This is a genomic window from Enterobacter sp. FB (genome assembly GCF_000805795.1).
Lineage (GTDB): Bacteria > Pseudomonadota > Gammaproteobacteria > Enterobacterales > Enterobacteriaceae > Enterobacter > Enterobacter roggenkampii.
Genome location: NZ_JSZC01000017.1, coordinates 203,158 through 221,481 on the forward strand (window position 1 = coordinate 203,158; position 18,324 = coordinate 221,481).

16 protein-coding genes, 2 tRNA genes and 1 rRNA gene are annotated in these 18,324 nt (G+C 56.0%); 3 read left to right on the forward strand and 16 right to left on the reverse strand.

Going from position 1 to position 18,324, the window contains the following annotated elements:
* Nucleotides 1–39: 39 nt before the first annotated feature.
* The 7 genes from PI91_RS23185 to pepQ all read right to left on the reverse strand — a co-directional run bounded on the left by PI91_RS23185 (nt 40) and on the right by pepQ (nt 6,190).
* Nucleotides 40–115: transfer RNA gene (locus PI91_RS23185), tRNA-Ala, on the reverse strand.
* A 43-nt stretch (nt 116–158) separates the two neighbouring features.
* Nucleotides 159–235: transfer RNA gene (locus PI91_RS23190), tRNA-Ile, on the reverse strand.
* 69 nt (nt 236–304) lie between these two features.
* Nucleotides 305–1,844 (reverse strand): 16S ribosomal RNA (locus tag PI91_RS23195).
* A gap of 353 nt (nt 1,845–2,197) precedes the next feature.
* The gene (hemG, locus tag PI91_RS23200; RefSeq protein ID WP_023345075.1) at nt 2,198–2,743 is read right to left on the reverse strand and encodes a menaquinone-dependent protoporphyrinogen IX dehydrogenase; all 546 of its coding nucleotides are present in this window, start codon (nt 2,741–2,743) and stop codon (nt 2,198–2,200) included.
* A 10-nt stretch (nt 2,744–2,753) separates the two neighbouring features.
* The gene (gene trkH, locus PI91_RS23205) at nt 2,754–4,205 is read right to left on the reverse strand and encodes a Trk system potassium transporter TrkH (RefSeq protein WP_008501511.1); all 1,452 of its coding nucleotides are present in this window, start codon (nt 4,203–4,205) and stop codon (nt 2,754–2,756) included.
* Between the two features lie 39 nt (nt 4,206–4,244).
* Complete coding sequence (locus tag PI91_RS23210; RefSeq protein WP_039267192.1) at nt 4,245–4,859, reverse strand: IMPACT family protein; 615 nt, start codon at nt 4,857–4,859, stop codon at nt 4,245–4,247.
* A complete protein-coding gene (pepQ, locus tag PI91_RS23215) occupies nt 4,859–6,190 on the reverse strand; it encodes a Xaa-Pro dipeptidase (RefSeq protein ID WP_008501513.1) in 1,332 nt (443 codons plus the stop codon). Before pepQ ends, PI91_RS23210 begins: the two co-directional genes overlap by 1 nt.
* 189 nt (nt 6,191–6,379) lie before the next feature.
* Here pepQ and fadB point away from each other — a divergent pair, with 189 nt between their 5' ends.
* Together fadB and fadA are read left to right on the forward strand one after the other, a co-directional pair.
* Nucleotides 6,380–8,569, forward strand: a complete 2,190-nt coding sequence (gene fadB, locus PI91_RS23220; RefSeq protein ID WP_039267193.1) for a fatty acid oxidation complex subunit alpha FadB — start codon at nt 6,380–6,382, stop codon at nt 8,567–8,569.
* A 9-nt stretch (nt 8,570–8,578) separates the two neighbouring features.
* A complete protein-coding gene (fadA, locus tag PI91_RS23225) occupies nt 8,579–9,742 on the forward strand; it encodes an acetyl-CoA C-acyltransferase FadA (protein WP_008501515.1) in 1,164 nt (387 codons plus the stop codon).
* A 161-nt stretch (nt 9,743–9,903) separates the two neighbouring features.
* On the opposite strand, the gene fre is transcribed toward fadA, so the two are convergent.
* Together fre and ubiD are read right to left on the reverse strand one after the other, a co-directional pair.
* A complete protein-coding gene (gene fre / locus PI91_RS23230; protein ID WP_032675626.1) occupies nt 9,904–10,605 on the reverse strand; it encodes an NAD(P)H-flavin reductase in 702 nt (233 codons plus the stop codon).
* Nucleotides 10,606–10,647: 42 nt separating this feature from the next.
* Nucleotides 10,648–12,141 carry a 4-hydroxy-3-polyprenylbenzoate decarboxylase gene (gene ubiD / locus PI91_RS23235; protein ID WP_008501517.1) on the reverse strand — a complete coding sequence of 498 codons (1,494 nt, stop codon included), beginning with the start codon at nt 12,139–12,141 and terminating at the stop codon, nt 10,648–10,650.
* Between the two features lie 170 nt (nt 12,142–12,311).
* Between ubiD and rfaH the strand changes: the two genes are divergently transcribed.
* Nucleotides 12,312–12,803, forward strand: a complete 492-nt coding sequence (rfaH, locus tag PI91_RS23240; RefSeq protein ID WP_008501518.1) for a transcription/translation regulatory transformer protein RfaH — start codon at nt 12,312–12,314, stop codon at nt 12,801–12,803.
* Here rfaH and tatD read toward each other — a convergent pair.
* The 7 genes from tatD to ubiE all read right to left on the reverse strand — a co-directional run bounded on the left by tatD (nt 12,800) and on the right by ubiE (nt 18,285).
* Nucleotides 12,800–13,582 (reverse strand): 3'-5' ssDNA/RNA exonuclease TatD, encoded by a 783-nt coding sequence (gene tatD / locus PI91_RS23245; RefSeq protein ID WP_039267194.1) that lies wholly within the window; start codon nt 13,580–13,582, stop codon nt 12,800–12,802. The two genes, rfaH and tatD, sit on opposite strands and share 4 nt — an antisense overlap.
* A 41-nt stretch (nt 13,583–13,623) precedes the next feature.
* On the reverse strand, nt 13,624–14,394 hold the full coding sequence (gene tatC / locus PI91_RS23250) for a Sec-independent protein translocase subunit TatC (RefSeq protein ID WP_039267195.1): 771 nt from the start codon (nt 14,392–14,394) through the stop codon (nt 13,624–13,626).
* A gap of 2 nt (nt 14,395–14,396) precedes the next feature.
* Entirely contained in the window at nt 14,397–14,939 is a 543-nt protein-coding gene (gene tatB, locus PI91_RS23255; RefSeq protein WP_008501521.1) for a Sec-independent protein translocase protein TatB, read from the reverse strand.
* Between the two features lie 3 nt (nt 14,940–14,942).
* On the reverse strand, nt 14,943–15,197 hold the full coding sequence (gene tatA, locus PI91_RS23260; RefSeq protein ID WP_008501522.1) for a Sec-independent protein translocase subunit TatA: 255 nt from the start codon (nt 15,195–15,197) through the stop codon (nt 14,943–14,945).
* A gap of 76 nt (nt 15,198–15,273) precedes the next feature.
* Nucleotides 15,274–16,914, reverse strand: coding sequence for a ubiquinone biosynthesis regulatory protein kinase UbiB (gene ubiB, locus PI91_RS23265; RefSeq protein WP_008501523.1), 1,641 nt, complete (start codon nt 16,912–16,914; stop codon nt 15,274–15,276).
* The gene (ubiJ, locus tag PI91_RS23270; RefSeq protein WP_008501524.1) at nt 16,911–17,516 is read right to left on the reverse strand and encodes a ubiquinone biosynthesis protein UbiJ; all 606 of its coding nucleotides are present in this window, start codon (nt 17,514–17,516) and stop codon (nt 16,911–16,913) included. Before ubiJ ends, ubiB begins: the two co-directional genes overlap by 4 nt.
* A 13-nt stretch (nt 17,517–17,529) precedes the next feature.
* A complete protein-coding gene (ubiE, locus tag PI91_RS23275; RefSeq protein ID WP_008501525.1) occupies nt 17,530–18,285 on the reverse strand; it encodes a bifunctional demethylmenaquinone methyltransferase/2-methoxy-6-polyprenyl-1,4-benzoquinol methylase UbiE in 756 nt (251 codons plus the stop codon).
* Between the last annotated feature and the right edge of the window lie 39 nt (nt 18,286–18,324).

Genomic DNA, 18,324 nt, shown 5'->3' on the forward strand with positions numbered 1-18,324 from the left:
AGGTTCACTCTGAAGTTTTCTTGGGTTCGCAGTAAAAGATGGTGGAGCTATGCGGGATCGAACCGCAGACCTCCTGCGTGCAAAGCAGGCGCTCTCCCAGCTGAGCTATAGCCCCATCGTTTTGCAATCTCTGTACCGCTCATCCTTTAAAAGGAGTTTGGTAGGCCTGAGTGGACTTGAACCACCGACCTCACCCTTATCAGGGGTGCGCTCTAACCACCTGAGCTACAAGCCTGCAGAGATTTTTACTGCTGTTTTTCATCAGACAATCTGTGTGAGCACTACAAAGGCAGGTTCTTTAAGGTAAGGAGGTGATCCAACCGCAGGTTCCCCTACGGTTACCTTGTTACGACTTCACCCCAGTCATGAATCACAAAGTGGTAAGCGCCCTCCCGAAGGTTAAGCTACCTACTTCTTTTGCAACCCACTCCCATGGTGTGACGGGCGGTGTGTACAAGGCCCGGGAACGTATTCACCGTAGCATTCTGATCTACGATTACTAGCGATTCCGACTTCATGGAGTCGAGTTGCAGACTCCAATCCGGACTACGACGCACTTTATGAGGTCCGCTTGCTCTCGCGAGGTCGCTTCTCTTTGTATGCGCCATTGTAGCACGTGTGTAGCCCTACTCGTAAGGGCCATGATGACTTGACGTCATCCCCACCTTCCTCCAGTTTATCACTGGCAGTCTCCTTTGAGTTCCCGGCCTAACCGCTGGCAACAAAGGATAAGGGTTGCGCTCGTTGCGGGACTTAACCCAACATTTCACAACACGAGCTGACGACAGCCATGCAGCACCTGTCTCAGAGTTCCCGAAGGCACCAAAGCATCTCTGCTAAGTTCTCTGGATGTCAAGAGTAGGTAAGGTTCTTCGCGTTGCATCGAATTAAACCACATGCTCCACCGCTTGTGCGGGCCCCCGTCAATTCATTTGAGTTTTAACCTTGCGGCCGTACTCCCCAGGCGGTCGACTTAACGCGTTAGCTCCGGAAGCCACGCCTCAAGGGCACAACCTCCAAGTCGACATCGTTTACGGCGTGGACTACCAGGGTATCTAATCCTGTTTGCTCCCCACGCTTTCGCACCTGAGCGTCAGTCTTTGTCCAGGGGGCCGCCTTCGCCACCGGTATTCCTCCAGATCTCTACGCATTTCACCGCTACACCTGGAATTCTACCCCCCTCTACAAGACTCTAGCCTGCCAGTTTCGAATGCAGTTCCCAGGTTGAGCCCGGGGATTTCACATCCGACTTGACAGACCGCCTGCGTGCGCTTTACGCCCAGTAATTCCGATTAACGCTTGCACCCTCCGTATTACCGCGGCTGCTGGCACGGAGTTAGCCGGTGCTTCTTCTGCGGGTAACGTCAATTGCTGAGGTTATTAACCTCAACACCTTCCTCCCCGCTGAAAGTACTTTACAACCCGAAGGCCTTCTTCATACACGCGGCATGGCTGCATCAGGCTTGCGCCCATTGTGCAATATTCCCCACTGCTGCCTCCCGTAGGAGTCTGGACCGTGTCTCAGTTCCAGTGTGGCTGGTCATCCTCTCAGACCAGCTAGGGATCGTCGCCTAGGTGAGCCGTTACCCCACCTACTAGCTAATCCCATCTGGGCACATCTGATGGCAAGAGGCCCGAAGGTCCCCCTCTTTGGTCTTGCGACGTTATGCGGTATTAGCTACCGTTTCCAGTAGTTATCCCCCTCCATCAGGCAGTTTCCCAGACATTACTCACCCGTCCGCCGCTCGTCACCCAGGAGCAAGCTCCCTGTGTTACCGCTCGACTTGCATGTGTTAGGCCTGCCGCCAGCGTTCAATCTGAGCCATGATCAAACTCTTCAATTTAAGTTTGATGCTCGTGAATTAAACTTCGTAATGAATTACGTATGTTCACTCAGAGACTTGGTATTCATTTTTCGTCCGAGGACGTTAAGAATCCATGTCACTTTGAGTGCCCACACAGATTGTCTGATAAATTGTTAAAGAGCAGTGCCGCTTCGTTTTCGCTGCGGCGCGGGGTGTGCATATTACGCTTTCCCGCTTCAGAGTCAAGCGTTTATTTTCGCTATTCTCTGCTGACCCGGCGGCGTGTGTGCCGTTGTTCCGTGTCAGTGGAGGCGCATTATAGGGAGTTATTCTGAAGTGACAAGCACAAAATACAAAAAACTTTTCGTTCGCTCACTTTTCAAACTTAACGCTTATTTAAGTCGCGAATCGCCCGTTAAATGTGCGATTTCCCGCGCAAAACTGGCTACCTGCGACCAGTCGGTATAAACCACTTCTTTACGCGTATCGGTTTCTCCCCCCGTCATCTTCATAATTAGACGGATCATAAAGCGGTCATACCAGCGGTAGCGAGGGTAGCGCAGCGCGCCGGCAAAAACGGCGCACAGGTCTGGCTGCCACGGCGAGCTGAGTAAAAACTTGCGCGTGTAGCTGTTGGTCTGTGGCGTGCGCTTCTCCGCTTTACGCGCAACCAAATTGACCGAGTAAAACGCGCCTGGCATTTTGTTGAGTATTGCCGTGTGCTTTTTCACAAAGCGATCCAGCGCCGGATGGAAATGCCCGTAACGAATTGATGCGCCAATCACCACGCGATCGTAATCCTGCCAGGCAATCTGTTCCGCACGGTTCAGGTTCACCACGTCCGAGTATATCCCCAGCTCTTTTAATTCCGATGCAAGGTATGCGGCAATCTCACGCGTTTGTCCGTCTCGCGTAGAGAAAAGAATCAATGTTTTCATCAACGGCTCCTTACTCGCGCCAGAATGTAGGGGTGAACAGCACCAGCAGCGTAAAGACCTCAAGACGACCAAACAGCATATTGGCGATGAGGATCCATTTCGCGACCGGGTTCATACTGGCAAAGTTATCCGCCACCACGCCCAGGCCAGGCCCGAGGTTATTCAATGTTGCGACGACGGACGCAAAGGCGGAGAAATCATCCACTCCCGTCGCGATAATCGCCAGCATACTGACGATAAAGACCAGCGCATACGCCGAGAAGAATCCCCACACCGCTTCGAGGATACGTTCCGGCAGCGCGCGGTTCCCCAGCTTAATGCTGTAGACCGCATTGGGGTGGACCAGACGCTTCAGCTCACGGTTGCCCTGCTTGAACAGCAGCAGAATACGGATCACCTTCAGACCACCGCCCGTCGACCCCGCACAGCCGCCGATAAACGCGGAACAGAGCAGAAGCACCGGCAGGAACAGCGGCCAACGGGCGATGCTGTCCGTGGTAAACCCGGCGGTCGTCGCCATCGACACCACCTGGAAGAAGGCCTGGTTTAGCGTGGTCAACGCGGAGTTATAGACATCATGGAACCACAGCACCAGCGTACAGATGATCACCAGCGTCAGCTGGACCCCAATGAACATGCGGAACTCAGGGTCACGCCAGTACACCTTCAGGCTGCGCCCGCTCAGTAAAGAGAAGTGCAGGCCGTAGTTACAGCCGGAGATCAGCAGGAAAATGGCAATGATAGTGTTAATCGTTGGGCTGTCGAAATAGCCCACGCTGGCATCGTGGGTGGAGAACCCGCCGATGGCAATCGTCGCAAAACTGTGTCCGATAGCATCAAACGCAGGCATCCCGGCAAACCATAGCGCCAGCGCACAGGCTACCGTCAGCAAGACATAAATCAGCCACAGGGTTTTCGCCGTCTCGGCAATACGCGGCCGCATCTTGTTATCTTTCAGCGGTCCTGGCATTTCGGCGCGATAGAGCTGCATCCCCCCGACGCCCAGAATCGGCAGGATGGCCACCGCCAGGACGATGATCCCCATACCGCCGAACCACTGCAGCATCTGGCGATAAAAGAGAATCGCGTGCGGCAGCGAATCCAGCCCCACCAGCGTCGTGGCCCCGGTCGTCGTTAAGCCGGAGAAGGATTCAAAGAAGGCATCCGTGATGCTCAGGTTAGGCTGTTCAGAGAAGATAAAGGGCAGCGAACCGACGCTCCCCAGCACCGTCCAGAACAGGACCACAATCAGAAAGCCTTCGCGAGATTTCAGCTCACCTTTCTGACGACGGTTCGGCCACCACAGCAGGGAGCCGATCGCCAGCGCGACAAAGAAGGTCTGGGTAAATGCCCGCCCCGCCCCGTCCCGGTAGATAAGCGCCACCAGTCCAGGGATAATCATCGTCCCGGAAAAGAGTATGACCAGCAGTCCAACGATTCGGGTTATGGCACGAAAATGCATCTCTGCCGCTTCCTTTGGTATTCAAAAGTGAGGTGGGGATTATTCTTCAATCGGCAGCAATTGCAACGAACCACGACTAAAATCAGCCAGTTTTGCTGAAAAAGCAGCCAGTTCCGCCTGAGGAAGCGCCACGCGTAATTGCACCATCGCCTGATATTCACTGTGTGCGATGACACCGTTAAACTGCCTCAGCAGCGCTTCAATACCCGAGAGCTGGGCGTAATCGCATAACAAAGTATATTCGGTGAGAGGCGTTTTGCGGGTGGTCTTCAGGGTATTCAGTGCCTGCTGAACGCCGCCGCCATACGCTTTTACCAGCCCACCCGTACCTAACAGGATGCCGCCGTAGTAGCGCACCACCACGGCGGTAATTTCACCCACGCCGCTACCCATCAGCTGCGAGAGCATGGGTTTACCGGCCGTGCCCGCCGGTTCACCGTCATCGGAAAACCCCAGCTGCTGCGAATCGTCCGGCGGCCCTGCTACCCACGCCACGCAGTGGTGACGGGCGTCAGGATGCTCAGCCCGGACGGACTCGACAAACGCTTTTGCCGCCTCTACGCCGTCGGTATGCGCCAGCAGGGTAATGAAGCGGCTTTTCTTGATTTCCTCAACAAAGGTGACCGGTTCAGCCGGTATCAGCCAGCTTTCCATCAGGCCAGCTTCAGGTCTCGCGTCATATTCTCGATACCGTTTTCGTGAATCACCACGTTATCTTCGATACGAATGCCGCCAAACGGCTTCAGCGCGTCAATTTTTGCCCAGTTGAAGTGCTTGCTGAACTGGCCTTCACGCCACGGCGCCAGCAGGGATTCGATAAAGTAGATCCCCGGTTCAATCGTCAACACCATGCGCGGCTCCAGAATACGGGTGCAGCGCAGGTAAGGATATTTAGACGGTGCCGCCAGGTGCGTACCGGTATCATCCTGCATAAAGCCCGCAACGTCGTGCACCTGCAGGCCCAGCGGGTGGCCGATACCGTGCGGCATAAATGGCCCGGTCAGATCGTTCTCGACCATCGCCTCTTCGCTCATGTCTTTCACAATCTGATGCTTACGCAGCAGTTTAGCAATGCGCTGATGGAACTGGATGTGGTAGTCCACATAGCTGGTTCCCGCCTTCATGGTGCCAATCAGCGCCAGCTGTTCATCGTTCACATCTTTGATCAGCTGTGCAAAATCGGTATCCGCATTTGCCGCCCAGGTACGGGTCAGATCGGCCGCGTAGCCGTTGTACTCTGCCCCTGCGTCCAGCAGGAAGCTGCGCATTTCTGAAGGAACCTGGTGATCCAGCTTGGTGTAGTGCAGGACGGACGCGTGCTCGTTGAGCGCGACAATGTTGCTGTACGGCACGTCGGTATCGCGATGACCGGTGGCGGTCAGGTACGCCTGGTTGATGTCGAACTCGCTCATGCCGGACTGGAAGGCTTCATGCGCCGCACGGTGACCGTTTACCGCGGTCTTTTGCGCTTCACGCATGCAGTAAAGTTCGTAGTCGGTTTTATACGCGCGGTAATAGTGGAGGTAATCCAGCACCCCTTTCGGGTTGAGCTTGTCTGCCGCAATATCCAGGCTTAATGCACGCTCCGGAACAGGGCCAATATAAGCGATGTTGCCACGCGCGGCAGGCAGCTGGCCGCCAATGCCGTCCGCTTTTGGCAGCGCAATGACCTCAATTTCTTCCGTCCAGAAAGAGGTCGGCAGCGGCTCAACGTTGTGCCAGTAATCGACCGGCAGGTAGAACCACAGTTTCGGCTTGTTCACACCATCCACCAGCAGCCAGCAGTTGGGAACCTGCGTCACCGGCACCCAGGCCTTAAACTGTGGGTTCACCTTAAACGGATAAGCGTGGTCATCCAGAAAGGTATTCATCAGCTCGCCGGAGTGGATCAGCAGCGCATCCAGCTTAAAGCGGGCCAGTACATCGCGGGTACGTTCCTGTAGGGTAACGATATGATTTTTATAAAGCGAAGCCAGTGAGTCCATCATTATTCCTTTCGTTTTTTGACCTCAAGTCATCGCATCTTAGCACACCTCACTCCGCCTGCGTGATTTCCACCGACCGTGATCAATGCAGCAATTTCTTAATGAGTAATTTGCATTTTATTAACATAAATCCCACACTCCGACTCATCTGGTATGACCAGATCCACTTGCTGGATTCAGGAGACTGACATGCTCTACAAAGGCGACACCCTGTACCTCAACTGGCTGGAAGATGGCATTGCCGAACTCGTGTTCGATGCCCCCGGCTCAGTCAATAAGCTCGATACCGCGACGGTGGCCAGTCTTGGCCAGGCGCTGGATGTTCTGGAAAAACAAACTGAATTAAAAGGGCTGCTGCTGCGCTCGAACAAAGCGGCCTTTATCGTCGGTGCCGATATCACCGAATTCCTTTCGCTCTTCCTGGTGCCTGAAGAACAGCTGAGCCAGTGGCTGCACTTTGCCAATAGCGTCTTTAATCGTCTGGAAGATCTGCCTGTCCCGACCATTTCCGCCGTTAACGGCTACGCGCTGGGCGGCGGCTGTGAGTGCGTGCTGGCGACCGACTACCGCCTGGCGACGCCGGATCTGCGCATCGGCCTGCCGGAAACCAAGCTGGGCATTATGCCGGGCTTTGGCGGCTCCGTCCGTATGCCGCGCATGCTGGGCGCCGACAGCGCACTGGAGATCATTGCCGCGGGTAAAGACGTCGGCGCAGAACAGGCGCAGAAAATTGGCCTGGTCGACGGCGTTGTAAAACCTGAGAAGCTTGTTGAAGGCGCACTCGCCATTCTGCGTCAGGCCATTAACGGCGAGCTCGACTGGAAGGCCAAACGCCAGCCGAAGCTGGAACCGTTAAAACTCAGCAAGATTGAAGCCACCATGAGCTTCACCATCGCCAAAGGCATGGTGATGCAGACGGCGGGTAAACTCTACCCGGCGCCGATCGCGGCGGTGAAAACCATCGAAGCGGCAGCTCGTCTCGGGCGCGATGAAGCGCTGAAGCTCGAAAATCAGAGCTTTGTCCCGCTGGCGCACACCAATGAAGCGCGCGCGCTGGTCGGTATCTTCCTGAACGATCAGTTCGTAAAAGGGAAAGCCAAACAGCTGACCAAAAACGTTGAGACGCCAAAACATGCGGCGGTACTCGGCGCGGGCATTATGGGTGGCGGCATCGCCTACCAGTCTGCCTGGAAAGGCGTGCCGGTGGTGATGAAAGACATCAACGAGAAATCCCTGACGCTGGGCATGACCGAAGCGGCCAAGCTGCTGAATAAACAGCTGGAACGCGGAAAAATTGACGGACTGAAGCTCGCAGGCGTGATCTCCACCATTCAGCCCGTGCTGGAATACAGCGGTTTCGACCGTGTCGACGTGGTGGTCGAAGCCGTCGTCGAGAACCCGAAAGTGAAAAAAGCGGTGCTGGCGGAAACGGAAGACAAGGTTCGCCCGGGTACCGTTCTGGCCTCTAACACCTCCACCATTCCAATCAGCGAACTGGCGAGCGTGCTGAAGCGTCCGGAAAACTTCTGCGGTATGCACTTCTTCAACCCGGTACACCGTATGCCGCTGGTCGAAGTGATCCGCGGGGAAAAAACCTCTGACGACACCATCGCTAAAGTGGTGGCATGGGCCAGCAAGATGGGCAAAACGCCGATCGTCGTTAACGACTGCCCGGGCTTCTTCGTCAACCGCGTGCTGTTCCCTTACTTCGCCGGTTTCAGCCAGCTGCTGCGCGACGGCGCGGACTTCCGCAAAATCGACAAAGTGATGGAAAAACAGTTCGGCTGGCCGATGGGCCCGGCGTATCTGCTGGACGTTGTGGGCATTGATACCGCCCACCACGCCCAGGCGGTGATGGCGGCAGGTTTCCCGCAGCGCATGCAGAAAGACTATCGCGACGCCATTGACGCGCTGTTTGACGCTAACCGCTTCGGTCAGAAAAACGGTCTGGGCTTCTGGCGCTATAAAGAAGACAGCAAGGGCAAACCGAAGAAAGAAGAAGATCCGGCGGTGGATGGGCTGCTGGCCGACGTCAGTCAGCCAAAACGCGACTTCACCGACGATGAAATCATCGCCCGGATGATGATCCCGATGATTAACGAAGTGGTGCGTTGCCTCGAAGAAGGCATTATCGCCAGCCCGGCAGAAGCCGACATGGCGCTGGTGTATGGCCTCGGCTTCCCTCCGTTCCACGGCGGCGCGTTCCGCTGGCTGGACACGCTCGGCAGCGCCCGCTATCTCGATATGGCCCAGCAGTATCAGCACCTCGGCCCGCTGTATGAAGTGCCGGAAGGGCTGCGTAACAAAGCGCGCCATAACGAACCCTACTATCCCGCAGTTGAGCCAGCCCGTCCGGTTGGCGAGCTGAAAACGGCTTAAGGAGTCACAATGGAAAAGGTTGTCATTGTTGATGCGATTCGCACCCCGATGGGCCGTTCAAAAGGCGGCGCGTTCCGTAACGTGCGTGCGGAAGACCTCTCCGCGCATCTGATGCGTAGCCTGCTGGCGCGTAACCCGGCGCTGGATCCGGCTGCGCTGGACGATATCTACTGGGGCTGCGTGCAGCAGACCCTGGAGCAGGGCTTCAACATCGCCCGCAACGCGTCGCTGCTGGCGGAGATCCCGCATTCGGTTCCGGCCGTCACCGTCAACCGCCTGTGCGGTTCGTCAATGCAGGCGCTGCACGACGCGGCCCGCATGATCATGACCGGCGATGCGCAGGCTTGCCTGGTGGGCGGCGTCGAGCACATGGGTCACGTCCCGATGAGTCACGGGGTCGACTTCCATCCCGGCATGAGCCGCAACGTGGCGAAAGCTGCGGGGATGATGGGCCTGACCGCCGAGATGCTCTCCCGCCTGCACGGCATCAGCCGCGAAATGCAGGATGCCTTTGCCGCGCGCTCTCACGCTCGCGCCTGGGCCGCCACGCAGTCCGGTGCCTTTAAGAACGAGATCATCCCGACCGGCGGCCACGATGCAGACGGCGTTCTGAAGCAGTTCAGCTACGATGAAGTCATTCGCCCGGAAACCACCGTCGAAGCGCTTTCCACCCTGCGTCCGGCGTTTGACCCCGTCACCGGTACGGTCACGGCAGGGACCTCGTCGGCGTTGTCCGACGGCGCCGCCGCGATGCTGGTGATGAGCGAAAGTCGCGCCCGCGAGCTGGGGTTAACGCCTCGCGCCCGCGTGCGTTCGATGGCGGTCGTGGGATGCGATCCGTCGATCATGGGCTACGGCCCGGTTCCGGCTTCAAAGCTGGCGCTGAAAAAAGCGGGCTTAACCGCCAGCGACATCGATCTCTTTGAGATGAACGAAGCGTTCGCCGCGCAGATCCTGCCGTGCATTAAAGATCTGGGGCTGATGGAGCAGATCGACGAGAAGATTAACCTCAACGGCGGCGCGATTGCCCTCGGACACCCGCTGGGCTGTTCCGGGGCGCGTATCAGCACGACGCTGATCAACCTGATGGAACGCAAAGATGCCCAGTTTGGTCTGGCAACGATGTGTATCGGTCTGGGTCAGGGTATCGCGACGGTGTTTGAGAGAGTGTAAGGCTATAACGTAGGCCCGATAAGCATCGCGCCATCGGGCTTTTGCCGGGAGGCGCTGCGCTTTCCCGGCCTACGAGAGGTACCTCGCCGCCAGTCGTGTCACTGGCGAAGAGAAACAGTTTAGTTGCCGTTCTTCCCGCCTGTCAGGGGCGGGTTTTTTATTTAAATGAAGGCAAACGCATCGCCAAACAGGCGGTCTTCACGCGCATCACGTTCGTTACAGAACAGATCGCGGGCGATTTTCGCCATCTCGAAACGCCCTGCAATATAGATGTCATGTCCTGCCAGCGTACCGTGATCCTGCAGCACTGCCGTCAGTACCGTACCGCTACGCCCGCGCCAGCCCTCTTCCGGCTGCTCAACAACCGGCTCAATGCGCAGGTTAGGATGGGTGACGCTCAGCGCTTCGAGTTCGGACAGGTCATACAGGTGTTTCTCTTCACGGCCACCCCAGTAGATGGTGATATCACGATCCGGGTTACGCGCCAGGGCAGTCAGCAGAATGGAACGCACGTAGGAGAAACCTGTACCACCGGCAATCAGGATCAGCGGACGGTCTTCATCATCACGTAACCATGCCTCGCCGTGAGGAATATCGACCACGATCTCGCGCTCTTTCAGAATGCGGTCCATGACGGCCATCGCATACAGGTTAAGCTCTGACGCACCAATATGAAGCTCAATAAATTCCTGCTCCGCTGGCGTTGAGGCCATAGAGAAAGGACGCTTATCACGCTCATCCATCACGACCATCAGATACTGACCCGCGCGGAAAGAGAATGGCGCTTCTGGCACTAAACGGACGCGATATACGGTGTCGGTGATGGCATCTACCGAGGTCACTTTACAGCTTAAGGTTGTCATTCGCTCTCTCTGTCGGGAAGTCTATAGGGCTTAACGGTCAGCTCAGGGTTTACCGTTATTCATTATGGCCAGTTCGTCCCAGATCGCATCAATGCGCGCGGTCACAGCAGGATCTTTTTTGATCGGGCGACCCCATTCACGATCGGTTTCGCCAGGCCATTTATTTGTGGCATCCAGTCCCATTTTTGAGCCAAGGCCGGAAACCGGCGAGGCAAAATCCAGGTAATCTATCGGCGTGTTTTCGACTAACACCGTATCGCGCGCCGGGTCCATTCGCGTGGTAATAGCCCAGATTACGTCATTCCAGTCGCGGGCGTTAACGTCATCATCGCAGACAATAACAAATTTGGTATACATAAACTGGCGCAGGAAAGACCACACGCCCATCATCACGCGTTTCGCGTGACCAGGATACTGCTTCTTCATCGTGACCACTGCCAGGCGATACGAGCATCCTTCAGGCGGCAGATAAAAATCAACAATTTCCGGGAACTGCTTTTGCAGGATCGGCACAAACACTTCATTCAGCGCCACGCCCAGTACTGCCGGTTCATCCGGTGGACGCCCGGTATACGTGGAGTGATAAATCGCATCTTCACGCTGCGTAATGTGCGTCACGGTAAACACCGGGAAGTTATCCACTTCGTTGTAATAGCCGGTGTGGTCGCCGTAAGGGCCTTCTGGCGCCAGTTCACCCTGCTCAATGTAACCTTCCAGCACAATTTCTGCACTGGCCGGAACTTCGAGATCGTTAGAGATACACTTCACGACTTCCGTTTTCGTTCCGCGCAGCAGGCCTGCAAAGGCATATTCCGAGAGCGTATCCGGTACAGGCGTGACGGCCCCGAGAATGGTGGCCGGATCGGCGCCCAGCGCAACGGAGACCGGGAAACGTTCACCCGGACGCGCAGCACACCACTCCTGGAAATCGAGCGCGCCGCCGCGATGCGACAGCCAGCGCATGATGAGCTTATTCTTGCCAATCAACTGCTGGCGGTAAATACCAAGATTCTGGCGCTCTTTGTGCGGACCGCGCGTGACGGTCAGTCCCCAGGTGATCAGCGGCGCGGCATCTTCCGGCCAGCACTGCATGATAGGGATTTTAGTCAAATCAACCGCATCGCCTTCCAGCACCTTCTGCTGGCAGGGCGCGCCGCGCAGGCGTTTGGTGGGCATGTTTAGCACCTGCTTAAACTGCGGCAGCTTGTCGAACAGATCGCGGAAGCCTTTCGGCGGCTCCGGCTCTTTCAGGAAGGCCAGCAGCTTACCGACTTCGCGCAGGGCCGTGACGTCTTCCTGCCCCATCCCCAGTGCGACGCGACGCGGTGTACCAAACAGGTTGCACAGCACCGGCATGGCGTACCCTTTCGGATTTTCAAACAGTAATGCGGGGCCACCGGCACGCAGGGTGCGATCAGCAATTTCTGTCATCTCCAGATAAGGATCGACAGGAAGGGTAATACGTTTGAGTTCACCCTGCTTTTCCAGCAGCGTCAGGAAGTCGCGGAGATCGTGGTATTTCATGCAGTTAATCATGGCCTCTCTGTAAGCGCTTCATTATACGGCGTAAGACTGCTTGATGCTGTAATTTTGTTAAATTAGCGTGAAGTTATGCGTTCTGTCCCATTTTCGCCCATTATAATCAACTTAGCGATCCCGCCAGGGTTTTGATATGCTTGCGCCCCGAACTAAGGGAAAGAGTGATTATGCAGGCCTGGTATTTACTGTATTGCAAACGCGGGCAACTTCAGCGCGCGCAGGAACATCTTGAACGTCAGTCAGTCAATTGCCTGACGCCCGTGATCACGCTTGAAAAAATGCAGCGCGGGAAGCGCACAACCGTTAGCGAGCCGTTGTTCCCGAACTACCTGTTCGTGGAGTTCGATCCGGAGGTGATCCACACCACCACCATCAGCGCCACGCGCGGCGTCAGCCATTTTGTTCGCTTCGGCGCTCACCCCGCGACGGTTCCCTCATCGGTCATCCACCAGCTGTCGATTTATCAGCAGCCCGAAGACCTTACCGACCCGGAAACGCCCTACACGGGCGACAGCGTCGTGATTACCGAAGGGGCTTTCGAAGGCCTGCAGGCGATTTTTGCCGAGCCGGACGGGGAAGCGCGCTCTATGCTGTTGCTTAATCTGCTGAACAAGCAGGTGCTGCAGAGCGTTAAAAACACCGACTTCCGCAAACTTTAAACGTTTATCCCAAACAGATTACGCACGTTGTCATCCGTCTGTGCGGAAAGCCAGTGCGGATCCTCTCCGCGCCACGTCGCGACGCGCTCAACTATGTGCCCCAGATAAGCGGGCTCATTGCGTCGCGATGCCGGTTTGGGTTGCATATCGCGCGGCAGCAGATAGGGCGCATCCGTTTCAAGGAGCAACCGGTCAGCAGGGATCGCCGGTAGCAGCTCCCGAAGCTCAAGCCCGCGGCGCTCATCGCAAACCCAGCCGGTAATGCCCAGATAAAGCCCGCGTTCCAGGCACTCCAGCGCCTCCTGCCGTGAGCCGGTGAAGCAGTGCAGCACCGCGCCGGGCAGTTTCTCGAGCCACGGATCCAGAAGCGCCAGGAAACGCTCATGCGCGTCGCGGCAGTGCATAAATACGGGCATTTCAAGCTCTGCCGCCAGCGCAAGCTGGGCAGTGAATGCCTTTTCCTGCTCTTCAGGCGTGGAAAAGTTACGGTTGAAATCGAGGCCGCATTCGCCAATCGCCACCACTTCTGGTGTCTTCGCCAGCCTGCGCAGGGTTTCCCCGCTTTCCGGGGTCCACTGGCTGCTGTCGTGAGGATGCACGCCAGCGGTAGACCAACAGCATTCGTAGCGTTGCGCCAGCTGCTGTGCCTGCTCGCTCTCATGCAGGTTGGTGCCCGTCAGCAGCAGCCCTTTCACCCCAGCGGCAAACGCGCGCGCAACCACCTCATCACGATCTTTCGCAAACTGCGAGCTGGTCAGGTTGAGTCCGATATCAAACATGCGAATCCCCATGTAACAACCGCCCTGACGGGCGGCTGGTTTTACTCTTCAGTGGTCTTGTCGGAGTTATCGTCTTCATCATCCGACCGACGCCCTTTACCCACGTAGAAACGTGAGAAGAAGACGCCGACCTCAAACAGGCAGTACATCGGTATGGCCAGCAGCGTCTGGGAGAATACATCCGGCGGGGTCAACAGCATGCCGACCACGAAGGCGCCGACCAGGATATACGGACGCTTCTTACGCAGGTCATCCGGTGTGGTTACCCCTACCCAGCAGAGCAGCACAATGGCCACCGGCACTTCGAATGCCACGCCAAACGCCATAAACAGCGCCATCACAAAGCTAAGATAGCTGGCGATATCCGTCGACACCTGGACGCCTTCCGGCGCGGTATGCGTCAGGAAGCCGAAGGCCAGCGGGAAGACAACGAAATAGGCAAACGCCATGCCGATATAGAACAGCAGCGAACTGGATACCAGCAGCGGAATGACCAGCTTGCGTTCGTGCTTATACAGTGCCGGCGCCACAAAGGCCCACACCTGGTACAGAATCACGGGCGCAGAGGCAATCAACGACACCCAAAAGGTCAACTTGATAGGGGTAAAGAACGGAGAAGCAACGTCTGTTGCAATCATCGTTGCGCCCAGCGGCATCTGCTTGATCAGCGGCGCAGAAACCACCTGGTAGATATCGTTGGCGAAATAGACCAGGCATAGAAAAATAACGAGAACCGCAATAATGCAGTTTAACAGACGCTTACGCAGCTCTATGAGGTGCGTAATCAGCGGTTGAGTATCATCTACAGCCATGTTTACGCTTTATCACTCGACGAGGGGGATGATTCGGAAACGGGCGCGGCGGGTTTTGCCTCGGCAGCGTTAACCACGGGCTTTTCCGGCTGCACCTGCTTTTTCACTTCGGTTTCCTGAGGCGTCTGTTCAGGCGCAGCAGCCTGATGTTCAGCGCTGGCAGGCGTGACGCCCTCACGCTGTTCTTCGCTGCCCTTCACCACCGGGTTATGGATGGTGTTCGCTTCATCGCTCGCTTTTTCAGGATCGTTGATGCTATAGGAGCGCTTCATGGATTCCGCCGCTTCGCGCAGCTCATCCATTGACGCTTTCAGTTCCGGCGTCAGGTTATCCATGCTCGCCTTCTCAACCTTTTTCAGGCTTTCCTGAAATTCCTGCAGCTTAAGCTCCTGGGCCAGTTCATTCTGAACGGTCGATGCCAGCGATCTCAGCGCACGAACCCAGCCCGCAACGGTTTTCACCGCCACCGGCAGACGCTGAGGCCCCAGCACGATCAGGCCAATCACAAAGACCAGCAGGAGCTCACTAAAACCAATGTCGAACACGACTTACACCTGCTCTTTATCGTGGCGTTTAGCGTCTTCCTTTTTGGCTTCTTCTTGCTTGTCGGTGATGGATTTAGCAGTAAAGTCAGCGTCCTGGCTGGTTTTATCCTGCTTGCTCTCATCATCGCTCATCGCTTTTTTGAAGCCTTTGATAGACGCGCCCAGATCGGAACCAATAGAACCGAGCTTTTTGGTGCCAAACAGCAGCACGACGATGACGGCAATGATCAACAATTGCCAGATACTGATACCACCCATACATGTTCCTCAGGGATAGATGATTAATAAGTCAGGTCGCATTATACGTATGCGACCTGTCGATAGCGACGCAAACTCAGCGCGTTTTTCGCCATCCGGCAAGCCAGACAACCACCCCGGCGGCCATCAGCCAGGCGGGCATCATCTGCCACTCCGGGCGGTTGATCAGCAGCAGCGTGCCGCTCAGCAGCAGCGTTGCGCCAATCCCAAAGAGATAGCGTGACTGGCCCTGGCGAACACGGCTGGACTGAAGTTCGCGAGCGATTTTATCCATGCTGTGCTGAAGGTTCTTGCTCTGACGCAAACTGTCATAAACCAGTTCAGGAATTTCAGGCATTTTTTCTATCCAGAACGGGCCTTTCTCTTTCAGCGAGCGCACCAGCGCCGGAATGCCAACCTGATCCTTAATCCAGGATTCCAGGAAGGGTTTCGCGGTCTTCCACAAGTCTAACTGAGGATAGAGCTGTCGGCCTACACCCTCAACGTAAAGTAGTGTTTTCTGAAGTAAAACTAGCTGTGGCTGAACTTCCATATTAAAGCGGCGAGCCGTGTTGAACAGGTTCAACAGCACATGTCCGAAGGAGATTTCCGCCAGCGGTTTTTCAAAAATCGGTTCGCAAACGGTCCGGATCGCAAACTCGAACTCTTCGACGTTGGTGTCCGGCGGCACCCAGCCGGAATCGACGTGCAGCTCGGCCACCTTACGGTAGTCGCGGTTGAAGAACGCGATAAAGTTCTCGGCCAGATACCGTTTATCTTCTTTATTCAGCGACCCCACAATCCCGCAGTCGATACCGATATACTTCGGATCCTCAGGGTGCTCGTAGCTCACGAAGATATTGCCCGGGTGCATGTCCGCATGGAAAAAGCTGTCGCGGAACACCTGGGTGAAGAAGACCTGCACGCCACGCTCGGCCAACAGCTTCATGTTCGTTCCCTGCTTCTCCAGGGCCACCACATCCGAAACCGGAATACCGTAGATACGCTCCATCACCATCATGTTCTGGCTGCAGTAGTCAGAATAGACTTCAGGGACATAAAGCATCGGGCTGTTTTCAAAGTTGCGACGCAGCTGAATAGCGTTTGCCGATTCGCGCAGCAGGTTTAGCTCATCAATCAGTGTTTTTTCATATTCCCGCACCACTTCCATCGGGCGCAGTCGGCGGCCATCAGGTAATAAACGCGGAACCCAACGGGCCAGACGGTAAATCAGCTTCATGTCGGCTTTGATGATCGGCAGAATATCCGGGCGGATCACCTTAATTACCACCTCTTTGCCGTTTTCTTTCAGACGCGCAGTGTGCACCTGAGCAATAGAAGCCGACGCCAGCGGTTCTATTTCGAAATCGTCAAACCAGGTTTCAACGGGAAGATTACCCATCGCCTCTTCGATCTGTTTCTTCGCCCTCACCCCGTCAAACGGGGCAACACGGTCCTGCAGCATCGCCAGTTCATCGGCAATGTGCGGCGGAAAGAGATCGCGGCGGGTCGACAGCATCTGCCCGAACTTAATCCATACCGGGCCAAGCTCCTGCAGCGCCAGGCGAAGGCGTTCGCCCAGCGGCTGACCTTTATGGCGGTTAGGCATCCAGAACAGCATCCGCCGCCAGATACGAAGCGGCAGCGTGATACGCATTTTAGGGATCAGCTCGTCGAGCCCGTAGCTCAAAAAGGTACGAATAATGAAGTAGAGGCGCCGAATTTCACCAGGCGTCATTTGCCCTCCAGTTTTTCCAGCCGTTTGGTTAACGCATCAACCGCACGTTCAACAGCAGCGGTTTCTTCCGCAAACCATGCCACTTCCAGCGGTCCGGGGGCCATTCGCCACTCTTCAGTCAGTACTTCCGCCGCATAGCGTTGCTGACGTAGCAGGCTTTTACGCGCAAAGGACGCGCCACCATGAAGAACCTTCCCGATGCCTTCCGCGGCAATGTCACCGATAAACGGCGCGAGCAGCTCTGCCGGATCAAACTCCGCCAGATCGGTAAGCGCAACGAAGTTCTGCACGACCTGAATGTCGCCTTCCACTTCCAGCTCACCGCTGCGGATAAGTGCCGTTAATTGCTGGCGATCGCGCAGTTTTGGCAGCACACTCATGTGCGTGATGACCGAGCAGTCGGCGTCACCTTCCCACGCCCCCAGAACGTCAAGCTGGCGTTCGCTGAAGACCAGCACAAGCGGCGTCGAGAACTCTTTTAAAACAATGCGTAATACCTTCCCGTTTAGCCGCTGACGCGCAGCTTTCAACGCTGGTGCGCGATAGAGAAAGGCATTCAGTACGTTTTCGATACCTGCGGAGACTAAGGGTTTAAAGGGCACGGGACACCTCCACTCAGAACTTGTAACCGCGATGCAGCGCGACGACACCCGCCGTCAGGTTGAAATATTCAACGTTCTCGAATTCAGCATCCTGCATCATGGCTTTTAAGGTGTCTTGATCCGGGTGCATACGGATAGATTCCGCCAAATAGCGATAGCTTTCCGCGTCGTTAGCCACCAGCTCACCGATGCGCGGCAGCACGTGGAAGGAATAGGCGTCGTAAGCTTTGCTCAGCGGCTCGATAATCGGTTTGGAGAATTCGAGCACCAGCAGGCGTCCACCCGGCTTCAGCACACGATACATGGAGCGCAGCGCTTTTTCTTTATCGGTCACGTTACGCAGACCGAAGGAGATCGTGATGCAGTCAAAGGTATTATCCGGGAACGGCAGCGCTTCGGCGTTGGCCTGCACATATTCCACATTCCCCACCACGCCGATGTTACGCAGCTTTTCGCGGCCCATTTTGAGCATGGAGTCATTAATGTCTGCCAGAACAACGCGCCCGGTTTCGCCCACCAGACGAGAGAATTTCGCGGTTAAATCGCCCGTACCACCGGCTAAATCCAGCACCGTTTGTCCACGACGCACGCCGCTACAGTCGATAGTGAAGCGCTTCCACAAGCGATGAATGCCGAACGACATCAGGTCATTCATCACATCGTACTTCGCCGCCACGGAATGAAATACGTGGGCCACCATGTCAGCTTTCTGCGCTTTGGCGACAGTCTGAAAGCCAAAGTGCGTTGTGTCTTGTGAATCGTCAACCATCTCAGAGCCTGCTTATCAGTAAAATGTTCGTGAAGTGTA

What these genes read in the sequence shown, in the direction of transcription:
- hemG (WP_023345075.1), bottom strand. Translation starts at nt 2,743, where the DNA reads ATGAAAACATTGATTCTTTTCTCTACGCGAGACGGACAAACGCGTGAG.
- trkH (WP_008501511.1), bottom strand. Translation starts at nt 4,205, where the DNA reads ATGCATTTTCGTGCCATAACCCGAATCGTTGGACTGCTGGTCATACTC.
- PI91_RS23210 (WP_039267192.1), bottom strand. Translation starts at nt 4,859, where the DNA reads ATGGAAAGCTGGCTGATACCGGCTGAACCGGTCACCTTTGTTGAGGAA.
- pepQ (WP_008501513.1), bottom strand. Translation starts at nt 6,190, where the DNA reads ATGGACTCACTGGCTTCGCTTTATAAAAATCATATCGTTACCCTACAG.
- fadB (WP_039267193.1), top strand. Translation starts at nt 6,380, where the DNA reads ATGCTCTACAAAGGCGACACCCTGTACCTCAACTGGCTGGAAGATGGC.
- fadA (WP_008501515.1), top strand. Translation starts at nt 8,579, where the DNA reads ATGGAAAAGGTTGTCATTGTTGATGCGATTCGCACCCCGATGGGCCGT.
- fre (WP_032675626.1), bottom strand. Translation starts at nt 10,605, where the DNA reads ATGACAACCTTAAGCTGTAAAGTGACCTCGGTAGATGCCATCACCGAC.
- ubiD (WP_008501517.1), bottom strand. Translation starts at nt 12,141, where the DNA reads ATGATTAACTGCATGAAATACCACGATCTCCGCGACTTCCTGACGCTG.
- rfaH (WP_008501518.1), top strand. Translation starts at nt 12,312, where the DNA reads ATGCAGGCCTGGTATTTACTGTATTGCAAACGCGGGCAACTTCAGCGC.
- tatD (WP_039267194.1), bottom strand. Translation starts at nt 13,582, where the DNA reads ATGTTTGATATCGGACTCAACCTGACCAGCTCGCAGTTTGCGAAAGAT.
- tatC (WP_039267195.1), bottom strand. Translation starts at nt 14,394, where the DNA reads ATGGCTGTAGATGATACTCAACCGCTGATTACGCACCTCATAGAGCTG.
- tatA (WP_008501522.1), bottom strand. Translation starts at nt 15,197, where the DNA reads ATGGGTGGTATCAGTATCTGGCAATTGTTGATCATTGCCGTCATCGTC.
- ubiB (WP_008501523.1), bottom strand. Translation starts at nt 16,914, where the DNA reads ATGACGCCTGGTGAAATTCGGCGCCTCTACTTCATTATTCGTACCTTT.
- ubiE (WP_008501525.1), bottom strand. Translation starts at nt 18,285, where the DNA reads ATGGTTGACGATTCACAAGACACAACGCACTTTGGCTTTCAGACTGTC.